This is a genomic window from Gloeothece verrucosa PCC 7822 (genome assembly GCF_000147335.1).
GTDB classification, from domain to species: domain Bacteria; phylum Cyanobacteriota; class Cyanobacteriia; order Cyanobacteriales; family Microcystaceae; genus Gloeothece; species Gloeothece verrucosa.
The window spans coordinates 4,241,080-4,258,588 of the sequence record NC_014501.1; the positions used below are offsets into that span (position 1 = coordinate 4,241,080).

At 41.4% G+C, this 17,509-nt stretch carries 21 protein-coding genes and 1 tRNA gene; 12 read left to right on the plus strand and 10 right to left on the minus strand.

From position 1 onward, the window contains the following. Entirely contained in the window at window positions 1-954 is a 954-nt protein-coding gene (locus tag CYAN7822_RS18740; protein ID WP_013323828.1) for an RpnC/YadD family protein, read from the minus strand. A gap of 221 nt (window positions 955-1,175) precedes the next feature. Here CYAN7822_RS18740 and ndhN point away from each other — a divergent pair, with 221 nt between their 5' ends. The 5 genes from ndhN (at window position 1,176) to CYAN7822_RS18765 (ending at window position 3,798) form a co-directional block, all read left to right on the plus strand. Continuing rightward, on the plus strand, window positions 1,176-1,652 hold the full coding sequence (ndhN, locus tag CYAN7822_RS18745) for an NAD(P)H-quinone oxidoreductase subunit N (protein WP_013323829.1): 477 nt from the start codon (window positions 1,176-1,178) through the stop codon (window positions 1,650-1,652). 41 nt (window positions 1,653-1,693) lie between these two features. Further along, on the plus strand, window positions 1,694-2,299 hold the full coding sequence (locus CYAN7822_RS18750; RefSeq protein WP_013323830.1) for a vWA domain-containing protein: 606 nt from the start codon (window positions 1,694-1,696) through the stop codon (window positions 2,297-2,299). A gap of 77 nt (window positions 2,300-2,376) precedes the next feature. Next, the gene (locus CYAN7822_RS18755) at window positions 2,377-2,982 is read left to right on the plus strand and encodes a vWA domain-containing protein (RefSeq protein WP_013323831.1); all 606 of its coding nucleotides are present in this window, start codon (window positions 2,377-2,379) and stop codon (window positions 2,980-2,982) included. Between the two features lie 34 nt (window positions 2,983-3,016). After that, window positions 3,017-3,640 carry a salt stress protein, Slr1339 family gene (locus CYAN7822_RS18760; protein ID WP_013323832.1) on the plus strand — a complete coding sequence of 208 codons (624 nt, stop codon included), beginning with the start codon at window positions 3,017-3,019 and terminating at the stop codon, window positions 3,638-3,640. 87 nt (window positions 3,641-3,727) lie between these two features. After that, window positions 3,728-3,798, plus strand: a tRNA-Gly gene (locus CYAN7822_RS18765). A gap of 205 nt (window positions 3,799-4,003) precedes the next feature. Here the strand turns inward: CYAN7822_RS18765 and CYAN7822_RS18770 are convergent. The 4 genes from CYAN7822_RS18770 to CYAN7822_RS18785 all read right to left on the minus strand — a co-directional run bounded on the left by CYAN7822_RS18770 (window position 4,004) and on the right by CYAN7822_RS18785 (window position 8,037). Continuing rightward, the gene (locus CYAN7822_RS18770) at window positions 4,004-5,875 is read right to left on the minus strand and encodes a UvrD-helicase domain-containing protein (RefSeq protein WP_013323833.1); all 1,872 of its coding nucleotides are present in this window, start codon (window positions 5,873-5,875) and stop codon (window positions 4,004-4,006) included. Window positions 5,876-5,883: 8 nt separating this feature from the next. After that, the gene (locus CYAN7822_RS18775; protein WP_013323834.1) at window positions 5,884-6,915 is read right to left on the minus strand and encodes a hypothetical protein; all 1,032 of its coding nucleotides are present in this window, start codon (window positions 6,913-6,915) and stop codon (window positions 5,884-5,886) included. Between the two features lie 34 nt (window positions 6,916-6,949). Beyond that, on the minus strand, window positions 6,950-7,600 hold the full coding sequence (locus CYAN7822_RS34680; RefSeq protein ID WP_013323835.1) for a BRO-N domain-containing protein: 651 nt from the start codon (window positions 7,598-7,600) through the stop codon (window positions 6,950-6,952). A gap of 131 nt (window positions 7,601-7,731) precedes the next feature. Continuing rightward, on the minus strand, window positions 7,732-8,037 hold the full coding sequence (locus CYAN7822_RS18785) for a hypothetical protein (RefSeq protein ID WP_041933310.1): 306 nt from the start codon (window positions 8,035-8,037) through the stop codon (window positions 7,732-7,734). 191 nt (window positions 8,038-8,228) lie between these two features. On the opposite strand from CYAN7822_RS18785, the gene CYAN7822_RS18790 reads away from it, so the two are divergent. From CYAN7822_RS18790 to CYAN7822_RS18820, 7 genes are all read left to right on the plus strand, one after another. Next, window positions 8,229-8,672 carry a hypothetical protein gene (locus CYAN7822_RS18790; RefSeq protein WP_013323837.1) on the plus strand — a complete coding sequence of 148 codons (444 nt, stop codon included), beginning with the start codon at window positions 8,229-8,231 and terminating at the stop codon, window positions 8,670-8,672. Beyond that, on the plus strand, window positions 8,669-8,872 hold the full coding sequence (locus tag CYAN7822_RS18795; RefSeq protein WP_013323838.1) for a hypothetical protein: 204 nt from the start codon (window positions 8,669-8,671) through the stop codon (window positions 8,870-8,872). The genes CYAN7822_RS18790 and CYAN7822_RS18795 overlap by 4 nt, the downstream gene beginning before the upstream one ends. 93 nt (window positions 8,873-8,965) lie before the next feature. Continuing rightward, window positions 8,966-9,163, plus strand: coding sequence for a hypothetical protein (locus CYAN7822_RS18800; RefSeq protein WP_013323839.1), 198 nt, complete (start codon window positions 8,966-8,968; stop codon window positions 9,161-9,163). Continuing rightward, window positions 9,156-9,368: a hypothetical protein gene (locus CYAN7822_RS18805; RefSeq protein WP_013323840.1), complete on the plus strand. Its 213-nt coding sequence runs from the start codon at window positions 9,156-9,158 to the stop codon at window positions 9,366-9,368. Before CYAN7822_RS18800 ends, CYAN7822_RS18805 begins: the two co-directional genes overlap by 8 nt. After that, window positions 9,361-9,597, plus strand: a complete 237-nt coding sequence (locus CYAN7822_RS18810) for a hypothetical protein (protein ID WP_013323841.1) — start codon at window positions 9,361-9,363, stop codon at window positions 9,595-9,597. Before CYAN7822_RS18805 ends, CYAN7822_RS18810 begins: the two co-directional genes overlap by 8 nt. 27 nt (window positions 9,598-9,624) lie before the next feature. Then, window positions 9,625-10,266: a hypothetical protein gene (locus CYAN7822_RS18815; RefSeq protein ID WP_157871826.1), complete on the plus strand. Its 642-nt coding sequence runs from the start codon at window positions 9,625-9,627 to the stop codon at window positions 10,264-10,266. 148 nt (window positions 10,267-10,414) lie between these two features. Further along, window positions 10,415-12,178 carry a DUF3987 domain-containing protein gene (locus CYAN7822_RS18820; protein WP_013323843.1) on the plus strand — a complete coding sequence of 588 codons (1,764 nt, stop codon included), beginning with the start codon at window positions 10,415-10,417 and terminating at the stop codon, window positions 12,176-12,178. Window positions 12,179-12,629: 451 nt separating this feature from the next. Here CYAN7822_RS18820 and CYAN7822_RS18825 read toward each other — a convergent pair whose 3' ends face one another. From CYAN7822_RS18825 to CYAN7822_RS18845, 5 genes are all read right to left on the minus strand, one after another. Continuing rightward, window positions 12,630-12,968 carry a hypothetical protein gene (locus CYAN7822_RS18825; RefSeq protein ID WP_013323844.1) on the minus strand — a complete coding sequence of 113 codons (339 nt, stop codon included), beginning with the start codon at window positions 12,966-12,968 and terminating at the stop codon, window positions 12,630-12,632. Between the two features lie 65 nt (window positions 12,969-13,033). Beyond that, window positions 13,034-13,825, minus strand: a complete 792-nt coding sequence (locus CYAN7822_RS35295) for a hypothetical protein (RefSeq protein ID WP_063820729.1) — start codon at window positions 13,823-13,825, stop codon at window positions 13,034-13,036. A gap of 310 nt (window positions 13,826-14,135) precedes the next feature. Then, window positions 14,136-14,639 carry a hypothetical protein gene (locus CYAN7822_RS18835; RefSeq protein WP_013323847.1) on the minus strand — a complete coding sequence of 168 codons (504 nt, stop codon included), beginning with the start codon at window positions 14,637-14,639 and terminating at the stop codon, window positions 14,136-14,138. Beyond that, window positions 14,636-15,070, minus strand: coding sequence for a hypothetical protein (locus CYAN7822_RS18840; protein ID WP_013323848.1), 435 nt, complete (start codon window positions 15,068-15,070; stop codon window positions 14,636-14,638). Before CYAN7822_RS18840 ends, CYAN7822_RS18835 begins: the two co-directional genes overlap by 4 nt. Then, a complete protein-coding gene (locus tag CYAN7822_RS18845) occupies window positions 15,060-17,465 on the minus strand; it encodes an HlyD family secretion protein (RefSeq protein WP_013323849.1) in 2,406 nt (801 codons plus the stop codon). The genes CYAN7822_RS18840 and CYAN7822_RS18845 overlap by 11 nt, the downstream gene beginning before the upstream one ends. Window positions 17,466-17,509: the final 44 nt, after the last annotated feature.

Here is a 17,509-nt window from a genome sequence, read left to right on the forward strand (position 1 = left end):
TTATAAAAATTGCCGCAATTCATCCAAACTTTGAACATTTGGCAACTCGCGCAAAATCTGTTTTAACCTTTCCACCTCACCAATTTGAGAAATCTCAGAAAAAATCGTTAAACCTTCATCTCCAAATTTACTTAACCCTATTTCAATCGCTTCTAAAAGACCCTCTTGACGACCCTCTTGACGACCCTCTTGACGACCCTTTTCAATGCCAATCCGTTCTACACTGGTAACATAACGCATGGTTTTTTCCTCCTCATATTCATTCAACTCTTGCCAAAACTCCTGTTCTAACTCCTTGGGTAAACTCATCAACCAGTCAATAAAACTAAACAGATTGATCACCGCTTCCCTGTCATAACCTTTCTCATACAAGCGCTTAGTTAAAATTAACTTCCAGCGCTTTCGCTGTAACCTATCTTGAGTCGTTTCCTTAGCCTTTAAATGTGCCATCACTACTGTAGCAAAAGGATTAAGACTTTCTTCCAACTGCGCCCAGTTTTCTTGATAGTCCAACAACTTAACTATAGGAAACTGTAGCCGCATCCGACAGTCTAACAACTCATAGCCAAAATGGTTAGGCCGCCAAACAGGGTTCTCATCCCCCAAAACCGCCAAACTAACCACAGTACGACGATAGCGGTCAAAAATTCGATAGTTATAGACAAACATCCTCTCAGCAAACAGATTTTCTTCTTGACTTTGTACCTCGATATGTACCAAAATCCACATCTGTTCCCCGTTGATGTGCCAAATTTTCACCAACTTATCTACTAGCCGCCGTCCTAAGTCAGCATCTCGTACCACCTGCTTTAATTCATTATCCAAAAATTCATAAGCTTGTGTCCAGTCAAACTCTCGGTAATACTCCTCAAAAAAGAAAGCGATAAAATCCTGGAAATAAATTTCTACTATTTCCTTCCAAGGACTATCATAATCCGTTGAAGGTTGCTGCATTTTTTATTCCCTCAACTCCCCTTAATCCAAAAAGCTATTTATCTTAATAATAGGTTGATATTTAGGTAATGATCTCAACATTTCTTGACCGGTTGTTCCAACCTCTATAAAATGGTGGCCAAAGATGGGCCCATGAGTCAAAAAAACCTGAAAGCTTTTCCCAAAACCCAAACAGCCCATATAATCATAAGCAGACAAGATCAAAAAACCATTCAACAGCTATGCCACTTCTGACCACAGGAAAACCATTCATCCGTGCATTAGAAAAATCAGGCGCATTAGGGGTATATGTCCCCTTAGAAGGCGGGTTTGAGGGACGTTATCAGCGCCGCTTACGCGCGTCGGGTTATACGATCGTCAATATCACCGCTAGAGGACTCGGGGATGTCAGTTCGTATTTAACGGGGGTTCACGGTGTCCGGCCTCCCCATCTCGGCAAAAAAAATATCGGTCAAGAAGCGGCAGTGGGACCCGTTTATTTTGTTCCTCCTATCGCTACTTACCAACTGGAAAACCTTCCGCCAAAATCTAAAGGGTTAGTGTTGTGGATACTCGAAGGCGTTATCCTCTCTCGCGCCGAAATAGAATATCTCACCTATTTACCCAAACAAGAACCCCGCATTAAAATTGTTGTCGAAATGGGAGGAGAAAGATACTTCCGCTTTTCACCATTAGAACAAACCGTCCAAGCGGCATAAGCTAAAATAAAACTAGAAATAGCTAAAGGAAGAGGGCAGACATGATTGCAGATAGAGACTACACCCTAATTATTGACAAAAGCGGCAGTATGTCCATCACCGATCAACCGGGAGGTAAAAGTCGCTGGGCCGTCATGCAAGAGTCGACCCTCGCTTTAGCCAGTAAGTGTCAAGAATTAGACCCCGACGGCATTACGGTTTATGTGTTTTCCGGCAAATTTAAACGCTACAACAATATTACAGGCAATAAAGTTAAACAAATCTTCCAAGAAAATGACCCCAATGGACGCACGGATTTGGCGTCGGTGTTAAAAGATGCGCTAAATTATTATTTTGAACGTAAAGAAGAGGGAAAAACTAAACCCAATGGTGAAACGATTCTTGTAGTTACCGATGGGGAACCCGATGACCGCAAAGCCGTCATGAAAACCATTATAGAAGCGAGTCGCCGCATCGAACGCGATGAAGAATTAGCGATATCTCTGATTCAAGTGGGAACAGACCCCGATGCAACCCGTTTTTTAAAGGTCTTAGATGATGAATTGCAGAGTGCCGGGGCGAAGTTTGATATCGTAGATACTATTACTATGGAAGATATGGAAGATTTGACCCTTGCTGAAGTTCTACTGAATGCTATTGCGGATTAACCGTTCAATCTTGCTAAAACCCCAGTGGGATTAGCTAAACTAGAAAAAAGTGCGGCTAAAGTCGGAGGGATTGAATTATGCTAGGCGATCGAGACTATACCCTAATTATTGATAAAAGCGGCAGTATGTCCATTAAAGATCAAAACGGAGGGCGCAGTCGTTGGTCAGTCATGCAGGAGTCTACCCTCGCTTTAGCGGGTAAATGTGAAGACTTAGATCCGGATGGCATTACGGTTTATGTGTTTTCGGGTCGATTCAAGCGCTATGATAACGTTACCGCTAATAAAGTCCAACAAGTGTTTCAAGAAAATGAACCCAATGGACGCACCGATTTAGCCGCCGTTTTAAATGATGCCCTACAGAATTATTTTCAGCGTAAAAAAGCCGGAGAAACCAAAACCAACGGAGAAACGATTCTAGTGGTTACCGATGGGGAACCGGATGACCGCAAAGCGGTTATGAAAACCATTATCGAAGCTACCCGCTATATGGATAAAGATGAAGAATTAGCCATCTCTTTTATCCAAGTAGGCAATGATGCACAAGCTACCCAGTTTTTGAAAGCTTTAGATGACGGGTTGCAAAGTGCCGGCGCAAAATTTGATATCGTCGATACGGTCACCATTGATGATATGGAAGATTTAACTTTAACTGAGGTGCTACTCAATGCCATTAATGATTAGAATAGATGTAAGCTGTAAATAGTAATGGCTCGTTATGGATGAGATAGACGCTCTTTTATCGGAACTGGAGGCGGAATATCGTCAACCCCTACCCCAAAAATCCGCACCTAATAAGAGTTCGGGTCCCCTAACTTCCCCCTCTTCAAAAACCGCTTCTCCTCTAGATGATCTGTTGGCACAAGTTAAAGAGGAAGTGGCGCATGGCAAGCCGCCAAAAAGTTCTAACGCCTCATCTTCGTCTAAAAATCAACCGTTACTGAATCAGTCTCGAGAGGCTTTAAAAAATAACTTAATACAAGAATTACATAAAGAAGACCACACAGATCAAGCGGCTTGTTTTAAGTCACCCGCGAGTATTCGTTCTGGGGGCAACTCTCCTCAAAATGATTTACTACAAGATTTACAAAAAGAGTTCCAAGAACAAGAAAAACTCCTGGCACAGCGCCAACAGCAAGAACAACTGGAAAAACAACGATTACAAGAACAACGAGAACAACGCAAAAAACTCGCTTTAACCCGTCAAGCCACCGAATGGTTAAATAAACTAGACCGCAAATCTGAAGAGGGGCGCTGGTTTGAAGAGTTTTCTTACTCCTATGACTCGAAATTACAAGCGGCTATTCATTATCTCGAAGCCTTGCGAGAAAGTGGCGGCTAAAAATTTGCCCAAAAATTTTTCGGAAATACTAGCCACTGAGGAAAAATTGTGTTAGTCTAGTTAAAGTGGAAGTAAATAAGCCAAGTTGCGGGCATAGTTTAGTGGTAAAACCATAGCCTTCCAAGCTATTGATGCGAGTTCGATTCTCGCTGCCCGCTTGTTTTTTGCTGCGTATATATCCCAGTCAAGAACCAGAAATCAAGGGTTCTGGGGTTTGGCGGTGGGTTGAAAATTTAAAAATGGATACATAGTTGGATACATAGTTGGATACACGGCTGGATACATAGTTGGATACACGCCTGGATACACGGCTGGATACACGGCTGTTACTAATTGAGAGTCATTTGTTACTAATTGAGAGTCTTATCGATTTCTCCTGCGGCGTTCAAGAGTTTCTCGAAGACTCCGTTTTTGGTCCGCTCTTAGCTCCCTGATTTTAAGATGAATTTTGTACGCGATATAACTTCGGACTTCTGGAGGGTCCAAAAGAAATGGAAAGCGACAATCTTCCTCAGAGGTATCCTCAGAGGTCTCTGAGGAGGTAATAAGCTTTAATTCCTCAGAGGTATCCTCAGAGGTCTCTGAGGAGGTAATAAGCTTTAATTCCTCAGAGGTATCCTCAGAGGTCTCTGAGGAGGTAATAAGCTTTAATTCCTCAGAGGTATCCTCAGAGGCATCAAACCATTCAGCCTCGCCAATGATGAAAAGAGCGTCTTTTGAGCGGGTCAAAGCCACATATAAAAGGTTGTGTTCTTGATCTTCTTGCCACTCAAGCTGATTTTCCCAGGTCATGGGCATATCGCCGGGATTTAAAATAAAAACCCTCTCAGCCTCCAGCCCCTTTGCCCTGTGACAGGTGGACAAAACAACTAAAGCTTCTTCATCAGAAAACAAATCATCAATTGACTTTAAGAGAGCCTCAATGCTATTAGCTTCAGGGCGTGCGGTGTAAATTGTATGAAGTGCAGATAATCGGTCTTTTAAGTTTTCTATTATCTGCTCCGAGTTGTCCATCTGTTCTAAGCGGGCGATTTTTGCCTGCTTGTACATCTCAAAAAAATCATTAAATCTCTTGTATTCAAATCCACCAAGACTAGCGATCGCTTCGAGTTCTTGTTGAATGATTTTCCCAATATCTTTTCCTTTGATTTTGGCAGATACCCCTTTAGCCAAAAGCCTGATACAGGTACTAACCAAAGGGTTTGTTTTGCGGCTTAGTATCAAATCATGAGGTTTCAGATACTTGTCTAAATCATCTTCGATGATTTGTTCGATAGTTCCCTCTTTGGCGTTTGCTGTTGCTTTGATAGGAATATCGGGGTAGATTTTATTTACCAAACGAATATGAGTTTTAGGGCAGCGATAACAAAGGCTTAAGGGCAATTCAATTGCTTTTGTTCGTCTAACAATGTTGTAGTAGCTATCAGAATCTGCGCCAGCGAAGCCCATGATTGCTTGTCTTGGGTCGCCCACAAAAAGCATTCGTCCGGTTTTACCAGCTAACATTGAAGCTAGTTCTAGTTGAGTGGCGTTTAAGTCCTGACATTCGTCAATGAGGACAAATTTGTAAGGTTTAAACCAAGAACTTTGCGCTACATTCCATTTCACCGGTAACCACACTTGATCAGTGTAGTCAAAGATTTTTCGATCTATCGCCATCTCCTCGCCCAGGTCAAGCACCTTTTCGATGGAAGAAGCAAGTACATCATGTTTAAAAACATCTTCAATCTCAAAATGGAAACATAGGTTTTCGATGTTTCCAACCGTTGGCTCTTGATTGGTTAATCGAATCAAATGAACGAGTTTTACAAAATCGGAATCATGGGCAAGCACTCGGTTTTCTTTAAGTTTTCCCCGAAAAGTTCGTCCTCCAGCCCTGTAATTAATAAGCTCTAATTCTTGGCCTATTTTTTTGTATTTGTCTCGATTAACAATGGCGTTTCGCGGGTTTTTGATGTCTAGTTCCTTCTTAATAAGCGTGTAACCTGCACTGTGGAGCGTACAAATGGAATTTTTCCAAATAAGTCCGAACTTAGTAATCAGGTCCTGAGAGTTAGCTTTTCCAAAAACAATAATTTTGATCTCGGCTGGACTAACGCCAGATTCTTTAAGGGCTTGAGCCACTAATTTCAGCGTTGTACTTTTCCCTGAGCCAGCTACAGCATTACAGCAGCCGTTGCCTTTTCCGTTTAATAGCCAGTGGATGATTTTTTGTTGATATTCGCTTAATTCCATAATTTTTCCTACTCCTTGATTAGGTTGCGATCTGCCCAGTCCTTGGCGATTTTGATGGTGTCTTGTCCCTTAAATAAATGGGGGTATCCTATGTGCTTGAGAATGCGGTCTAAATAGTTAACCGCTAATGTTTGCGATGAGGACAGCTGACGCTGTGCCTTTTGCAAGCTTGTTTGAGGGGGGTTACGTTTAAAAATTTGTATTTTTTCGGGATCTTCTACAAATTTCTTTCCATTCCAGAATCCCCACAGCCCTTCCTCTCCATAGGCAACAATGCCATACAAGTAGCTTAATGTGGGTGATAGCTTCTCTGAGGTTGCCTCTGAGGAGTTCTCGGGAGTAATATCGATCGCTTGCTCCTCAGAGGACTCTGAGGCTTCCTCTGAGGAATTGTTGCCCTGTTTATTCCTTATAAGAGAACTGTCCAGATTTGGGGTTTCGGAATTGGGGTCTGGCTTAAAGGCTGGGAGCGTCCCCCCTGGGGAATCCCCAGGAATCTCGTTTAAGACCTCTTCGACTATCTGAAGAAGCGGCTCAAATTCCTCAATAAAGGAATCTTCCAAGCTGGCTACAGCATCATTGAGCATTCGCTCAGTCGTTTTTTTATTTTCCCGTAGAGCCTCCTCAAACCGTTTGCCTACTTCTTCTACTAAACGCCGGTGTAAATCGCCCTCGATGTAAATCGGATTTAGGTGCCGGGCTAGAGCTAGATCGATCTCTCCCTCTAAGCGATTGTCTAGGATTGCTCCAATTGATTGTTCAAATACTTCGTTTACAAGTTTGCGTATATCATCAATAGAGGGAGTGGTGGTTTGAACTGGCGTTATTTTCTCTGAGGAATCCTCTGAGAAGACCTCAGAGGAGGTTTTAAGCGGCTCAAACGGTCTTGGAGTGACACAACCACTCAGATAGTCATTCACTAAACATACGAGCAAGGTAGAGGCAGCTAAGCCCTGCTCTGCCGCTTTTTTTTTGAAGGTGTCCCATGTATTCGGGTCTAGCTCAAAGGTGGCTAGTTTTTTTCCTAGAGTTCGTCCCATGTTGCTCGCTCCTTTTTTGGTTAATTATTGGTTTTTAATCAAATTTTTTAGGGTTTTTGAGGAATTTTTGTCGATTACCCTCGCCTATAATAACCCCTTTCCCTATTTTCTCGAGTTGGAAAAACCATTTCCTGATTTGCTCGGTACTGCATTTTCTAAAAAAACGGCTAGATTTCTGAACGTCCCGGGCACTCACCGCCCCTTTTTGTTGGGAAATTTGAAGAATTAGGTCTAAGGGGGAGGAGGTGTCTTTTTCTGGGGATGATTTGCCCTGAATCTTGACCAGTTCTAGTTTTAGCTTAAGATTTTCAACTTCTAGTTCAAGTTTCTCAAGTCTTTGGGCTTCTGGATTGACCCCAGGGACGGTATAGCTGCCGGTGCGGCGGATGCTAGGGATTACTTCTTGGATAATCCAGCGCTGGAATTTTTTAGCTATGGGCTTGTTCGATCTGAAGATTAAACGGTATAGCCCAAACTCCGTTACAGTGAGCATTGATTGCTTTCCGCCAGGTGTGTGCATCAGATGCACCCCTTTTTCATCTGGGTCAAAATTTCGTAGGACACTACTGGGTTCTTCAATACCTAAAACGTTACAAACGTCTTGAGCTATCCATTCTGGCTTGTCTGCTGTTCCTACAAAGCGGACTTGCTGTTCTTCGAAGGTAAAAATTGTTAGATTTGACATGATTTTTGCTCGTATTAGAAAAAATTAAATTAGGTAATTAGAAATTGTTTATTGTGAATCAAGGTAATGTTTTTGTGTTTTTAAAAGGGTTTGCAAGAAATACAGCACCCCAGGACACCCTTGATATTTGATTATTTTTTTGCTTTTGGCTCCTCCCATGTGTTTTCGTCCTGGTCTTTTTTATCGAGATACCAGTCAAGAGGCAAATCTAAAATATCTCTCTTGGCCTGCTTAAGGAGTTTCTGAAGCTTTTGCATCTGTTCGGTGTTTAACTGGAGTTCTCTGATGCCCTGGCGGTATCTCCAAAGAGTTTGCCTATGAATGCCCAAAAAGTCTGCAAACTCGTTGTATGTTTCAAAACCCCATTGCTCCAACAACTCATCAAGCATTGATTTATTTTTTTTACCCCTTGACAAATTTTGTTTTTTAGCTTTCATAATAATAATGTAACCAATGGTTACACGCAACCGTACAGAAATACTGCAAGGCGTTAAGCAGTTCCACCCGTTCGCGCCCTGCTGTTATCAACCATATACAGAAGGAGGTGTCTAACTCAAAAAGATTTAGCAGTAGTATTTCAAGGCTTGTGAGACGAGCCGCGTCCTGCGTTAACACTCAATCAAAAAAAATGGTGGAACAAACGTTCCACCTTCACCCAAAAATTGAAAGTATGAACAACATATCACCTGAGAACGCTTTTAACCTATCAAAGCGCGAGTATTTAGCCGCTAAATTCCTGCAAGGATTATTAAGCTCTGCCGATGCTTCTTTTTTCTGTGGCGGTAATTCTGAACAGATCAATCATATGTTCTTGAGCCGCGCTGTTGATTTGGCTGACGAATTTTTAGAATATTTTGACTCAGTTTATGTCATTGATAAAAAACCAAAATACAAGATAAACGAGAAGGTTTATCTTGTATTTAATGACGAAGAAAAATTGATGCCAAGTGAAATTGAGAACATTTACTTTGATGTCACAAAACAAGCGTGGGAATATGAAGTTAAGAGCAGGTTTGAGCTTTGGACTGAGAACAATATAATTTCCAGGATTGAGGAGAGCGAGGAAAAATGAAAGTAACTAAAATTGAAATTCGCGCTCCAAAGTTCGACCAATATGACCTTGTAGGGCTTGAGTGGAATGGAAAGCATTACGCCGTTAAAATTGGCCAAAGATGGCTAAATTTCGAGGACGGTTCTTGGTGGTACAAAATAGCAGGAAATGACCAAAAACTGTTCCCTGAGAGCGTCTTTTATATTCCTGAGAAGTATTAACCACAAAGCTAAAATAACTGGAACCCGTCCATTGCGAAGTTTTTTTAACCAATTTTCAGAGGCTCTCAACCCAACAAATTAAGAGAGAGAATTATGACCGAAGAAACCATGATGATTCCCGTTCCAAAATTCGCCAAAGGGGACTCTGCAAGGCTTGGCTGTATGAAAATTGAAAGAACCCTTTTTGATAACGACACAAAAGAGTGGATTTATTCCCTGAGTCAATCTAATATGTTTGTCCCTGAAGACTTACTCCATCCAGCACCAAAAGGCGGTGAAACCAATGACTGACCAACAATACTGGGAAGAAAGAAAAGCTTATGTCAAAGCTTTGTATAGCCTTGTCAATGTCCTGCACGCAAACAAAATTGACGCAGATAAGCTACTCGAAATTCTACAAACAAGATATGGAGTTAAAAGGCTTTGCCAATTAACCAATGAACAGATGGACGAATTGAAAGCTTACCTATCACCCACCAAGAAACTTTATGACTAGAGTTTTAAAATTTTCAGAATACGAACAGTCGACCTCAAAAGTCATCTCTCAATCTCTTGAACCTCAACACTTAGAGCGGCTGCACCCAGAAGACTTAGACCTTTTACGAGGACGGGTTTTAGCCTGGATAGTTAAGTGCGGCTATGCCAGAAAAGACGCTGTTCAATCAGCCTATCAAGAGTTGATTGAAGCCAGAAAAAACAAGAAAGATACCCTTGACCGCTTTTAGTCCACCAAAAAGCCATAACTAAAAACCATGAATCAATTAAAAACCAGAGCAACCAATATAATCCGATGCTGGATATGGGCAAATATGCACCATGAAAAGCGTTTCCCTTTGTTCTCTGACCTTAAAAACTGGGAGGGTATTTTAACCTGTCCACTAGATATTTTACGTGACTATAAACGAGCCAATAAATTAGCCCTTCCTCACCTTGGGCATCTGGACTTTGTACCTGATACCGGATTGGAAGCGCCCTATTTAGATGAAGCCCCAGAAGAATATGAAGACTCAGAACTTTTTGATGAATACTGCAATGATGATTTTAATTATATCGACACCGAATCAGGTAAACCCCTACCTAAATTTATAGGTGTTTGGTTTAATTCCATTGACGAATACAACAACTTTATTGAGTTAGCAGAATCATTTGAGCGAACACCGGAAGAACTCGCGTATGAACTCTTACACAACTTTATGGTTATACATGAAGATAAACAGGATATCCCCACTAACTTTTCTCTTACAGTAGAACTAATCAGACAGGAATTAAGCCGCTTAAATTGGACTGAGGAAAAAGCCAAGGAAGAAATGATCAAGCGGTACAGAAAAAAATCTCTTCATCTGATGTTGGATGAAGAGCTAGAAGACTGGTTAAGCTATCTCAAGACTCTCTAAAAAAACATAGGAGTAAGCCTTTAGCGGCTTACTCGATTTCAAGAATTAGTTCTTTTATCAGCTTAATGCTTTTGGAGTAAGCACAGCTTGTGCTTTTATTAACCAATTCAAAGAGATTTGGACAAACCACTTAACTTAAGGATAAATCATGATTGACAGAACCTTGTTTAATCACATCCTCAACGGATGGCTAGAAGACGAAAAGGTTTTAGCTTATTACAACGCTCTCGTTTCCTTTATCGAGAAAAATCCCGACCACTCAGACACAAAAACCGCCATCGAGCATCGGATTTTTATTGAGGATTGTTACCCGGCTTTATTGCCTCAAAAACCCCAGGAATCGAAGCCCGATAATACCTCTAAAGAAATGTCGGAAGAACTTAAACAAAAAATTGACGAGTTAATCGATAACGATTACGATCCCGTCGCTATCATGCCAGTGCTTAAAGAAACGGCCTCCAAATACGGATGGAACCTCTACGAATTGAATAAATACTACGATCTTCGTAAGCGTTGGAAAGAGGATGACGATTTTAGGGAAGAGGTCGAAGCGGAAGTCAACGAGGTAGTGCGGATGAGTAACCAGAACTTAAACCTAGAGCATTTTTTCAATGAAGAGATAGCCAAGCCCCTGAAACTGTTTTCCGACAATTTACAAGTTAGACACCCGATTACGTTAACAACTGCCTTGGTTGGGACGAGCGTATGTCATCAGGTGGGTTCTCGGCTTCTAGTTGATGCAAGTAAGGGATGGTTAGAACCTCCTGGGCTTTATGGGCTGCTGGTTAGTCCCAGTGGTCAAGGCAAATCTCCCATTCAATACGCACTCATTCAACGCCCCTTCTGGGAGATTCAAAGCGAATGGAAAAAGATTTTTGACCAAAATAGAAAAGAATATTATGAGCAGCTAGAAGAACTTAAAGCCCTGCCTAAAGAAGAACGCCAAGGCGCGATGAAGGAACTAGAGGAGCCACCAAACCAGCCGAGAATACTTTTTGCTTCAGACCCCACAGTCATCGGCATTAATGGTCAATTTGAGGCTTATCCGAAGCAAGCATTGCTGGGTCTGTACGATGAAGCAAAGAAGCTGTTTGCCTTTGATAGAACCAGTTCGGGCAAATCAGATCAGGCGGACATTCTCTCGTATTACAACGGATTTGGAGTAGTAGAACTGAGAAAAGACGGCATTAGAGCCAATGTAGGTGAGTGTATCTTCAGCATTCTTGGACTAATTCAGCCGGACGTGCTTCTAGAACTGATGAGTGATTTGGCAGACCCCGATGGGAAATGGGCGCGATTCATTTTTTGCATTCAACCCCTGGAGAAAAAACGCGCCACTCGAAACGGGCCAGCAATTGATATCCATGACCTAATCACGTCCATTTATCGGCATATTCTCAAACAACCAGCAACAAAGTATTTACTAGACACCGATGCTCAAGAGATATTTGATCGCTATCTCTATGAAGAAATCGAACCTAAGCGCATCTGCTCGACTTCTCCGGGTCTACAAAGTATGTATGGAAAAACTGGGGGTCAAGTGGCTCGATTAGCGTTGAATCTTCACGTTTTCAATTGGGCTTCTAAATTGATGCCCATTCCCGACATCATTACCGGTAAGACGATGTTTCAAGCCATCATGCTTAACCGCTTCTATGTCTCTCAAGTCAAACTCCTACACGCTCAAGCCCAAGTCCACCACTCTGAAGAGATAGCGGCTAAATTGGCGATGATTTTACAGATAGCTAAAAACAAAGGCTCGGTGACTGCTAGAGATGTACAGAAGGCTTGTCGAGCTTTTCGTAAAATCGATACTGCTCAAATTCGGGAATGGTTTCGCAAGCTAGAACTAATGGGGAAAGCTGTCTGTAGAGGTAGCGGTAATCGCCTAAAATTGACTCCTTTGTTGTAGTATAAAAATCATTTTTTTTAAACTATTCCGGAAAGCTAAAAGCGGTGACGCAAATCGTGAAAAACCTTTCTATGTAAGGCTTTAAACCCCACAAAAATCGTACCCACCCCCGACGGCGGTGGGTACAGTTCGCTAGAAAACTTATACAGAAAGCAATACAGCCGAAGGTAAAAACGCTGAAAAAGCACTTTCTCGTAAAATGGGCGGTTACGCTTATTTTTAAGATCGTCGTTTCAGGCTCTAAATTTTGTAACACTACAAATGTTCTATTATTTTTGTAGTATGTTTTTTTTCTGACAGCGAGTTACTTTTTAGCATTCGCTAATTCCTATTAGCAATCAGGGGGTGTTTTACCAAATAAGCAGTAAAACACCCCCTGATTAGTTGTTTATATCAAAACATGAAAATCACATAATCCTTGCTTCTTGGAGACAGCATCTAGCCCCTAGGATTAGATCGAATAAAACCGAGGTGAATTGTTTAAGATGCCGGTGAAAAGGTCATAACCCTTTGAGGGTTTGGTGAGCCTACTAGCCGCACAATCATAGAAATGTACCGCCAGCCCCTCAAAAAGCCTTTTATCAATCGCGTCTAAAACCTGCTCAGTTTCCCCACACCATAAATACTGAGTAAAAGTCACTGGTATTTCCCCATCTTTTAGGTAAACGGGCAAATTATGGAACTTTTTGAACAATTCACAGAGCTTAAACGCTTGCTCTGGTGTAAGTTCATAATTACTCACGATAGTCATCAAAAGTATCAGCAAAAACCTAAAATCGATAATATTCATGGATTTTTCCTCGAAATTAAAAAATCACAACACAGTTAGATTGACCCCTGGGGGCTTGGCTAATATCAGTAAACCGTTAACCGACTCAACCAAAAACGGGCACGTCCTGCGATTTGTCCAGCCCTATCCATCCCGTTAATAATGCGCCTAGCGTTCACATAATCCGTTTTTGAGCCATTGATATAGTTTCTCAGGGAAGCCCCCGTAAAAGACCCGTTAGTCATCCCGTGAAGTAAAATATAGAGCGCGATATCGGGTCTTGAGGCAAGGTCAGGATTTTGAGTTAGTTTAATGCCTAAAATTCGTTCATACTTCAGGTAATTAAACCGCCAGGTTAGTTGAACATAGCCGCGGCCATACCATGGCCAATATCTCAGGTTTGTTTTTCGCCAAACTTCCCCTAACCACCAAGCCTCTTGAACTGGGGCGAAATTAGATTCAGCTTCAGCAGTGGCGATAACATAGGCGCATTGATTCCTAGAAATCTCAAAGTGCTTACACTCTGAGATAATCGCCTTGATAGTTGCAACCCAATCTCCGCCTTGCCAATTTGGTAAATCTAGAGGATAGTTGCCATAGAAGAAATCAACATCTTCCTTTTTTACCTTCCACCGTCCAGCCCTACTGGCTAAGTCCACAATCCACCAGTTACCCGAGGGATTAACCTGAGCCACTCCTAATTTTTGCCCTCGCTCTAAGGTTAATGTCCCAGACCCCACAGGTTTATAAGCGATCGTTTGAGTTAAAGCGATAAGTTGTCTAGGTTCTGCGGCTTGGCTCTTTAGGGAAAAAAGAAGAGGGAAAATTAAGGCGGCTACAAATACAAGTAACAGCAAAAAAGCTCTTATTCTTCTCATGGATAATTAGTTTTGTTTAGCCGCGATTAATTCGCGGCTATTTTTTAGTGTTTACAAAGCGTTAAAGTTTTTAGGTAGACTATTAACTCAAAAGCGTGTCTTTTCTTTTCTCCGATGAAATTATTTGGCTACGGTACACAGTCCCTTTGATACCGGTTTTCGGATTTACTGCTATATAATCAAGCCCCTCTTCCCCACTAATCAATAATTCGGTTCCATTTACCGTTATTTTTGAGCCTTGACATTTAGCACAATTACAACCATTTCCACAGTTACAAGCCATTATTATTCGTCTCCAGATAATAATTATTTAGTTCATGCCTGTATAGGCATCAAAATCATTAATTAGCGTAGTTAAATCGCTGTGGATACCGAGGGCTTCCTGATAAACCTTATCGGTTTTAGTCTCTAAATCAGGGTCACCTGGACCGATGTATGCCCAGACCGAATATTGGATTTGAGTAAACCATTCAGGTACATAAAAAGTCAGCCCATAGTCACTTGCCCAATTAGGAAAAACGCACAGATTGATACGCTTGAACCACAACTTTTTAACACCTATAGAGGTATCAAGATTTCCCCCAGCGCCAACCCCGGACCTAATTGTCATGCTCGCTGCCCCTGCATATTTCCATCCATCCGGCTGTACGGGGAAATGAGCCGCTTGAATTAAAACGGTGTTAGTGTGAATGGTGAGCGGAAAAATTAACGGGGAAAGGGGAATATTGCTACCATCTGCATTTTGTCGCCGAATCCCCGTTTGTACACCCACAGATTCCCAATTTTCGGGTAGGTCGAATCTTGGTTTAGTCATATCCCGAAAAGCTCTAAATTTCTATCGATTATGTCTAAATAAGGGTCAATATCAACCTCATTGTCACATAGCGTTTCCACGAATTCCTCTGCCGCGTAGCCATCGGGAACTGCTTCCGGGTCTTGTCTGAAATAAAAATGAATTTCAGGACGATATTTAAACTGCTGATCATATTCTCCTTTAGTCATCCCCATAACGGCGGGTTTGTCCTGTATTCGCTGGACAACATACCAAAAAGTATTCATCTTAATGAGTGCCATATTTTGGGTATCAGATGGCAAAATCAAGCAAGCTCTTTTAGCTATTTTTCTAGGCTGATTTAAGGTGTCTAATTCCTCGTCATCGATATCCCGAAAATATTCGTTTACCTCTTTGTTATAAGTTAGCTGTAAAAATTTTCGCTGATATACCCAGTTCTTACTAACTACCATAATCACCCTCTTTTAAAGCATCTTTTGGAATCTCGACCGTAGGAGTGCTATTAGTGTTTTTGGTTGTTTCTTCTGTTGTTTTCGCCTTTCCTCCGTTTTCAAGCGTTGTTTTAAATTCTCCAAAAGCTTTAATCATTTCGGTAGCCAGTTCAGTTGTTTCTGTAACTTGTTGAACCAACTCATTGATAGCTTCTGCCGATTCATTTAAGCCGGTCAAGAATCCCTGGGTTTTAGTAAAATGCTGTTTGTATTGAGGTTTTGGGTCTTTATAATCTAATGTCTTTTCGCTAATTATTCCTTCTTCTATAAAGGCGTTAGACAATTGAGCAACATTTTCTCCTATATTTTCTTGAATCTCAGCTAAAGAATTCCCAAAAGCATAAGTCGCGTCTTTGATGCGTGCAGCCGCCGCTACAATTCTATTAGCTCTATTCCATAAGTCCTTAGTCCCCGCCCACACGGAAGCCCCTAATAATTTTGCCATCCAGCTATCAATAGCACCGCCTATAATTGGCCCGATGTCGAAGGTCTGGCCTTCAGGGTCTTTAATACCAATTGCTCCCAGAACATTGTTAGTCGTTTCTATTAAAGTACCATATAAATTTTTTGAAAGCATTCCGGCGTTATGGAGTCCAATGGCAAAATTCATAATGTTTAAGAAACGGTCAAGCCCTAGGAAATCCCATAGCTTATCAAATTTCCCCTTAGTGTAGTTGTAGGCAGTTTGGACGGAACTCCCGACCCCTTTTACTAACTCGATAATGTTGTAAGTATTGGTTAGTATTTGAGCATTTTGTAACGCTAATCCACCTATCCCGGCTGTGTTGTATACGCTCGTATCAATCCCGTTTTTCATCTGCTTTAATGGAGCGCCTAAGCAGCCTTCTGGTTTTGAGGCATTACAAACCCCTGTTTCAGCCGCTTCGGCTAATTTAGGTAAGGAAGTTTGATTTTTAATAAGGTTGGTAGAGATGGCAATGCCTCCTATGACCGGCACTAATCCATCAATAGTTGTTCCTAATTTTTTAACTTCGTCAGTTACTTTCACATCTACTTCATTGACTTGTGTTTGTAAATTTGTAGCAGTGGTCTCTAAATTAGTTACCCGATTATTGGTCTGTGTTTGGGTGTTAGATAAATTGGTGGCAGTGTTTTCTAAATTGGTTACCCGGTTTGAGGTCTGTGTTTGAGTGTTAGTTAAGTTGGTAGTAGTGCTTTCTAAATTGGTTACTCGGTTATTGGTCTGTGTTTGAGTGTTAGTTAAGTTGGTAGTAGTGCTTTCTAAATTGGTTACTCGGTTATTGGCCTGTGTTTGAGTGTTAGTTAAGTTGGTAGTAGTGCTTTCTAAATTGGTTACCCGATTATTGGTCTGTGCTTGATTGTTGGTTAAATTTGTGGTAGTTGTTTCTAAATTAGTTACACGATTATTAGTCTGTGTTTGAGTGTTGGTTAAATTTGTGGTAGTTGTTTCTAAATTAGTTACACGATTATTAGTCTGTGTTTGAGCAACCGTTTGGTTGTAGCTAAAGGTTGACAAATCATTTTTAAATGTTTGCTGATTGTAGCTAAAGGTTGACAAATCATTTTTAAATGTTGACAAATCATTCTTAAATGTTTGCTGGTTGTAACTGAACGTTGACAAGTCATTTTTGAAGGTTGATAAGTCATTTCTAAAGGTTTGTTGGTTGTAACTGAAGGTTGATAAGTCATTCCTAAAGATTGACAAGTCATTCCTAAAGGTTTGTTGGTTATAACTGAAGGTTGATAAGTCATTCCTAAAGATTGACAAGTCATTTTTAATCGAATCAATCCCCGCTCCGCCGCCACCAGAAATGACCCTAGTTACGTTATTTTGTACAGAATTGATAACGGAATTCTGTTGACCGAGGATAGCCCGATAACTACTTACCTGATTTTCTAAGCTGCCTATTGTTTGAGCCGTTCTCAGCCGCTCAATATCGGCTCGATGGGAATTTTGGATGGCTCTTTCAATATTTATTAGATTTTGAGCTTGTAATGCTTCGACAGAAGATTTCAGCTTTTGCAGCCCACTGAGGTCACCTCCCCCGTTAAGATTTTTAATCCCTTGAAGCGCCTTAAGAGCATCCGCTTGAGCTTGAAGGGCGCGAGCATAAGCCTGATTAGCCGAGCGCGCTACCTCTTGAGCATACAAATACGCTCCATTCGCTCTGGCGACCCCCTGCTGTCCCCAAACCTCAGCATTTTTATATGCCTCGATCGCTTGAGCATAAGCGAGGTTGGCTTGCTTCATCGCTTGATTGGCTTGATACAAGGCTTTATTAGCTTGTTTGATGCTGAGATTGGCTTGTTCAATTGCCTCGTTGGCTCTTTCAGTTGCGCGATTAGCGACTTTTAAGCATTCTTGAGCCAGCAATTCCGCCGCTATAGCTCGTTTCTCGGCACTTTTAGCTTTATCAA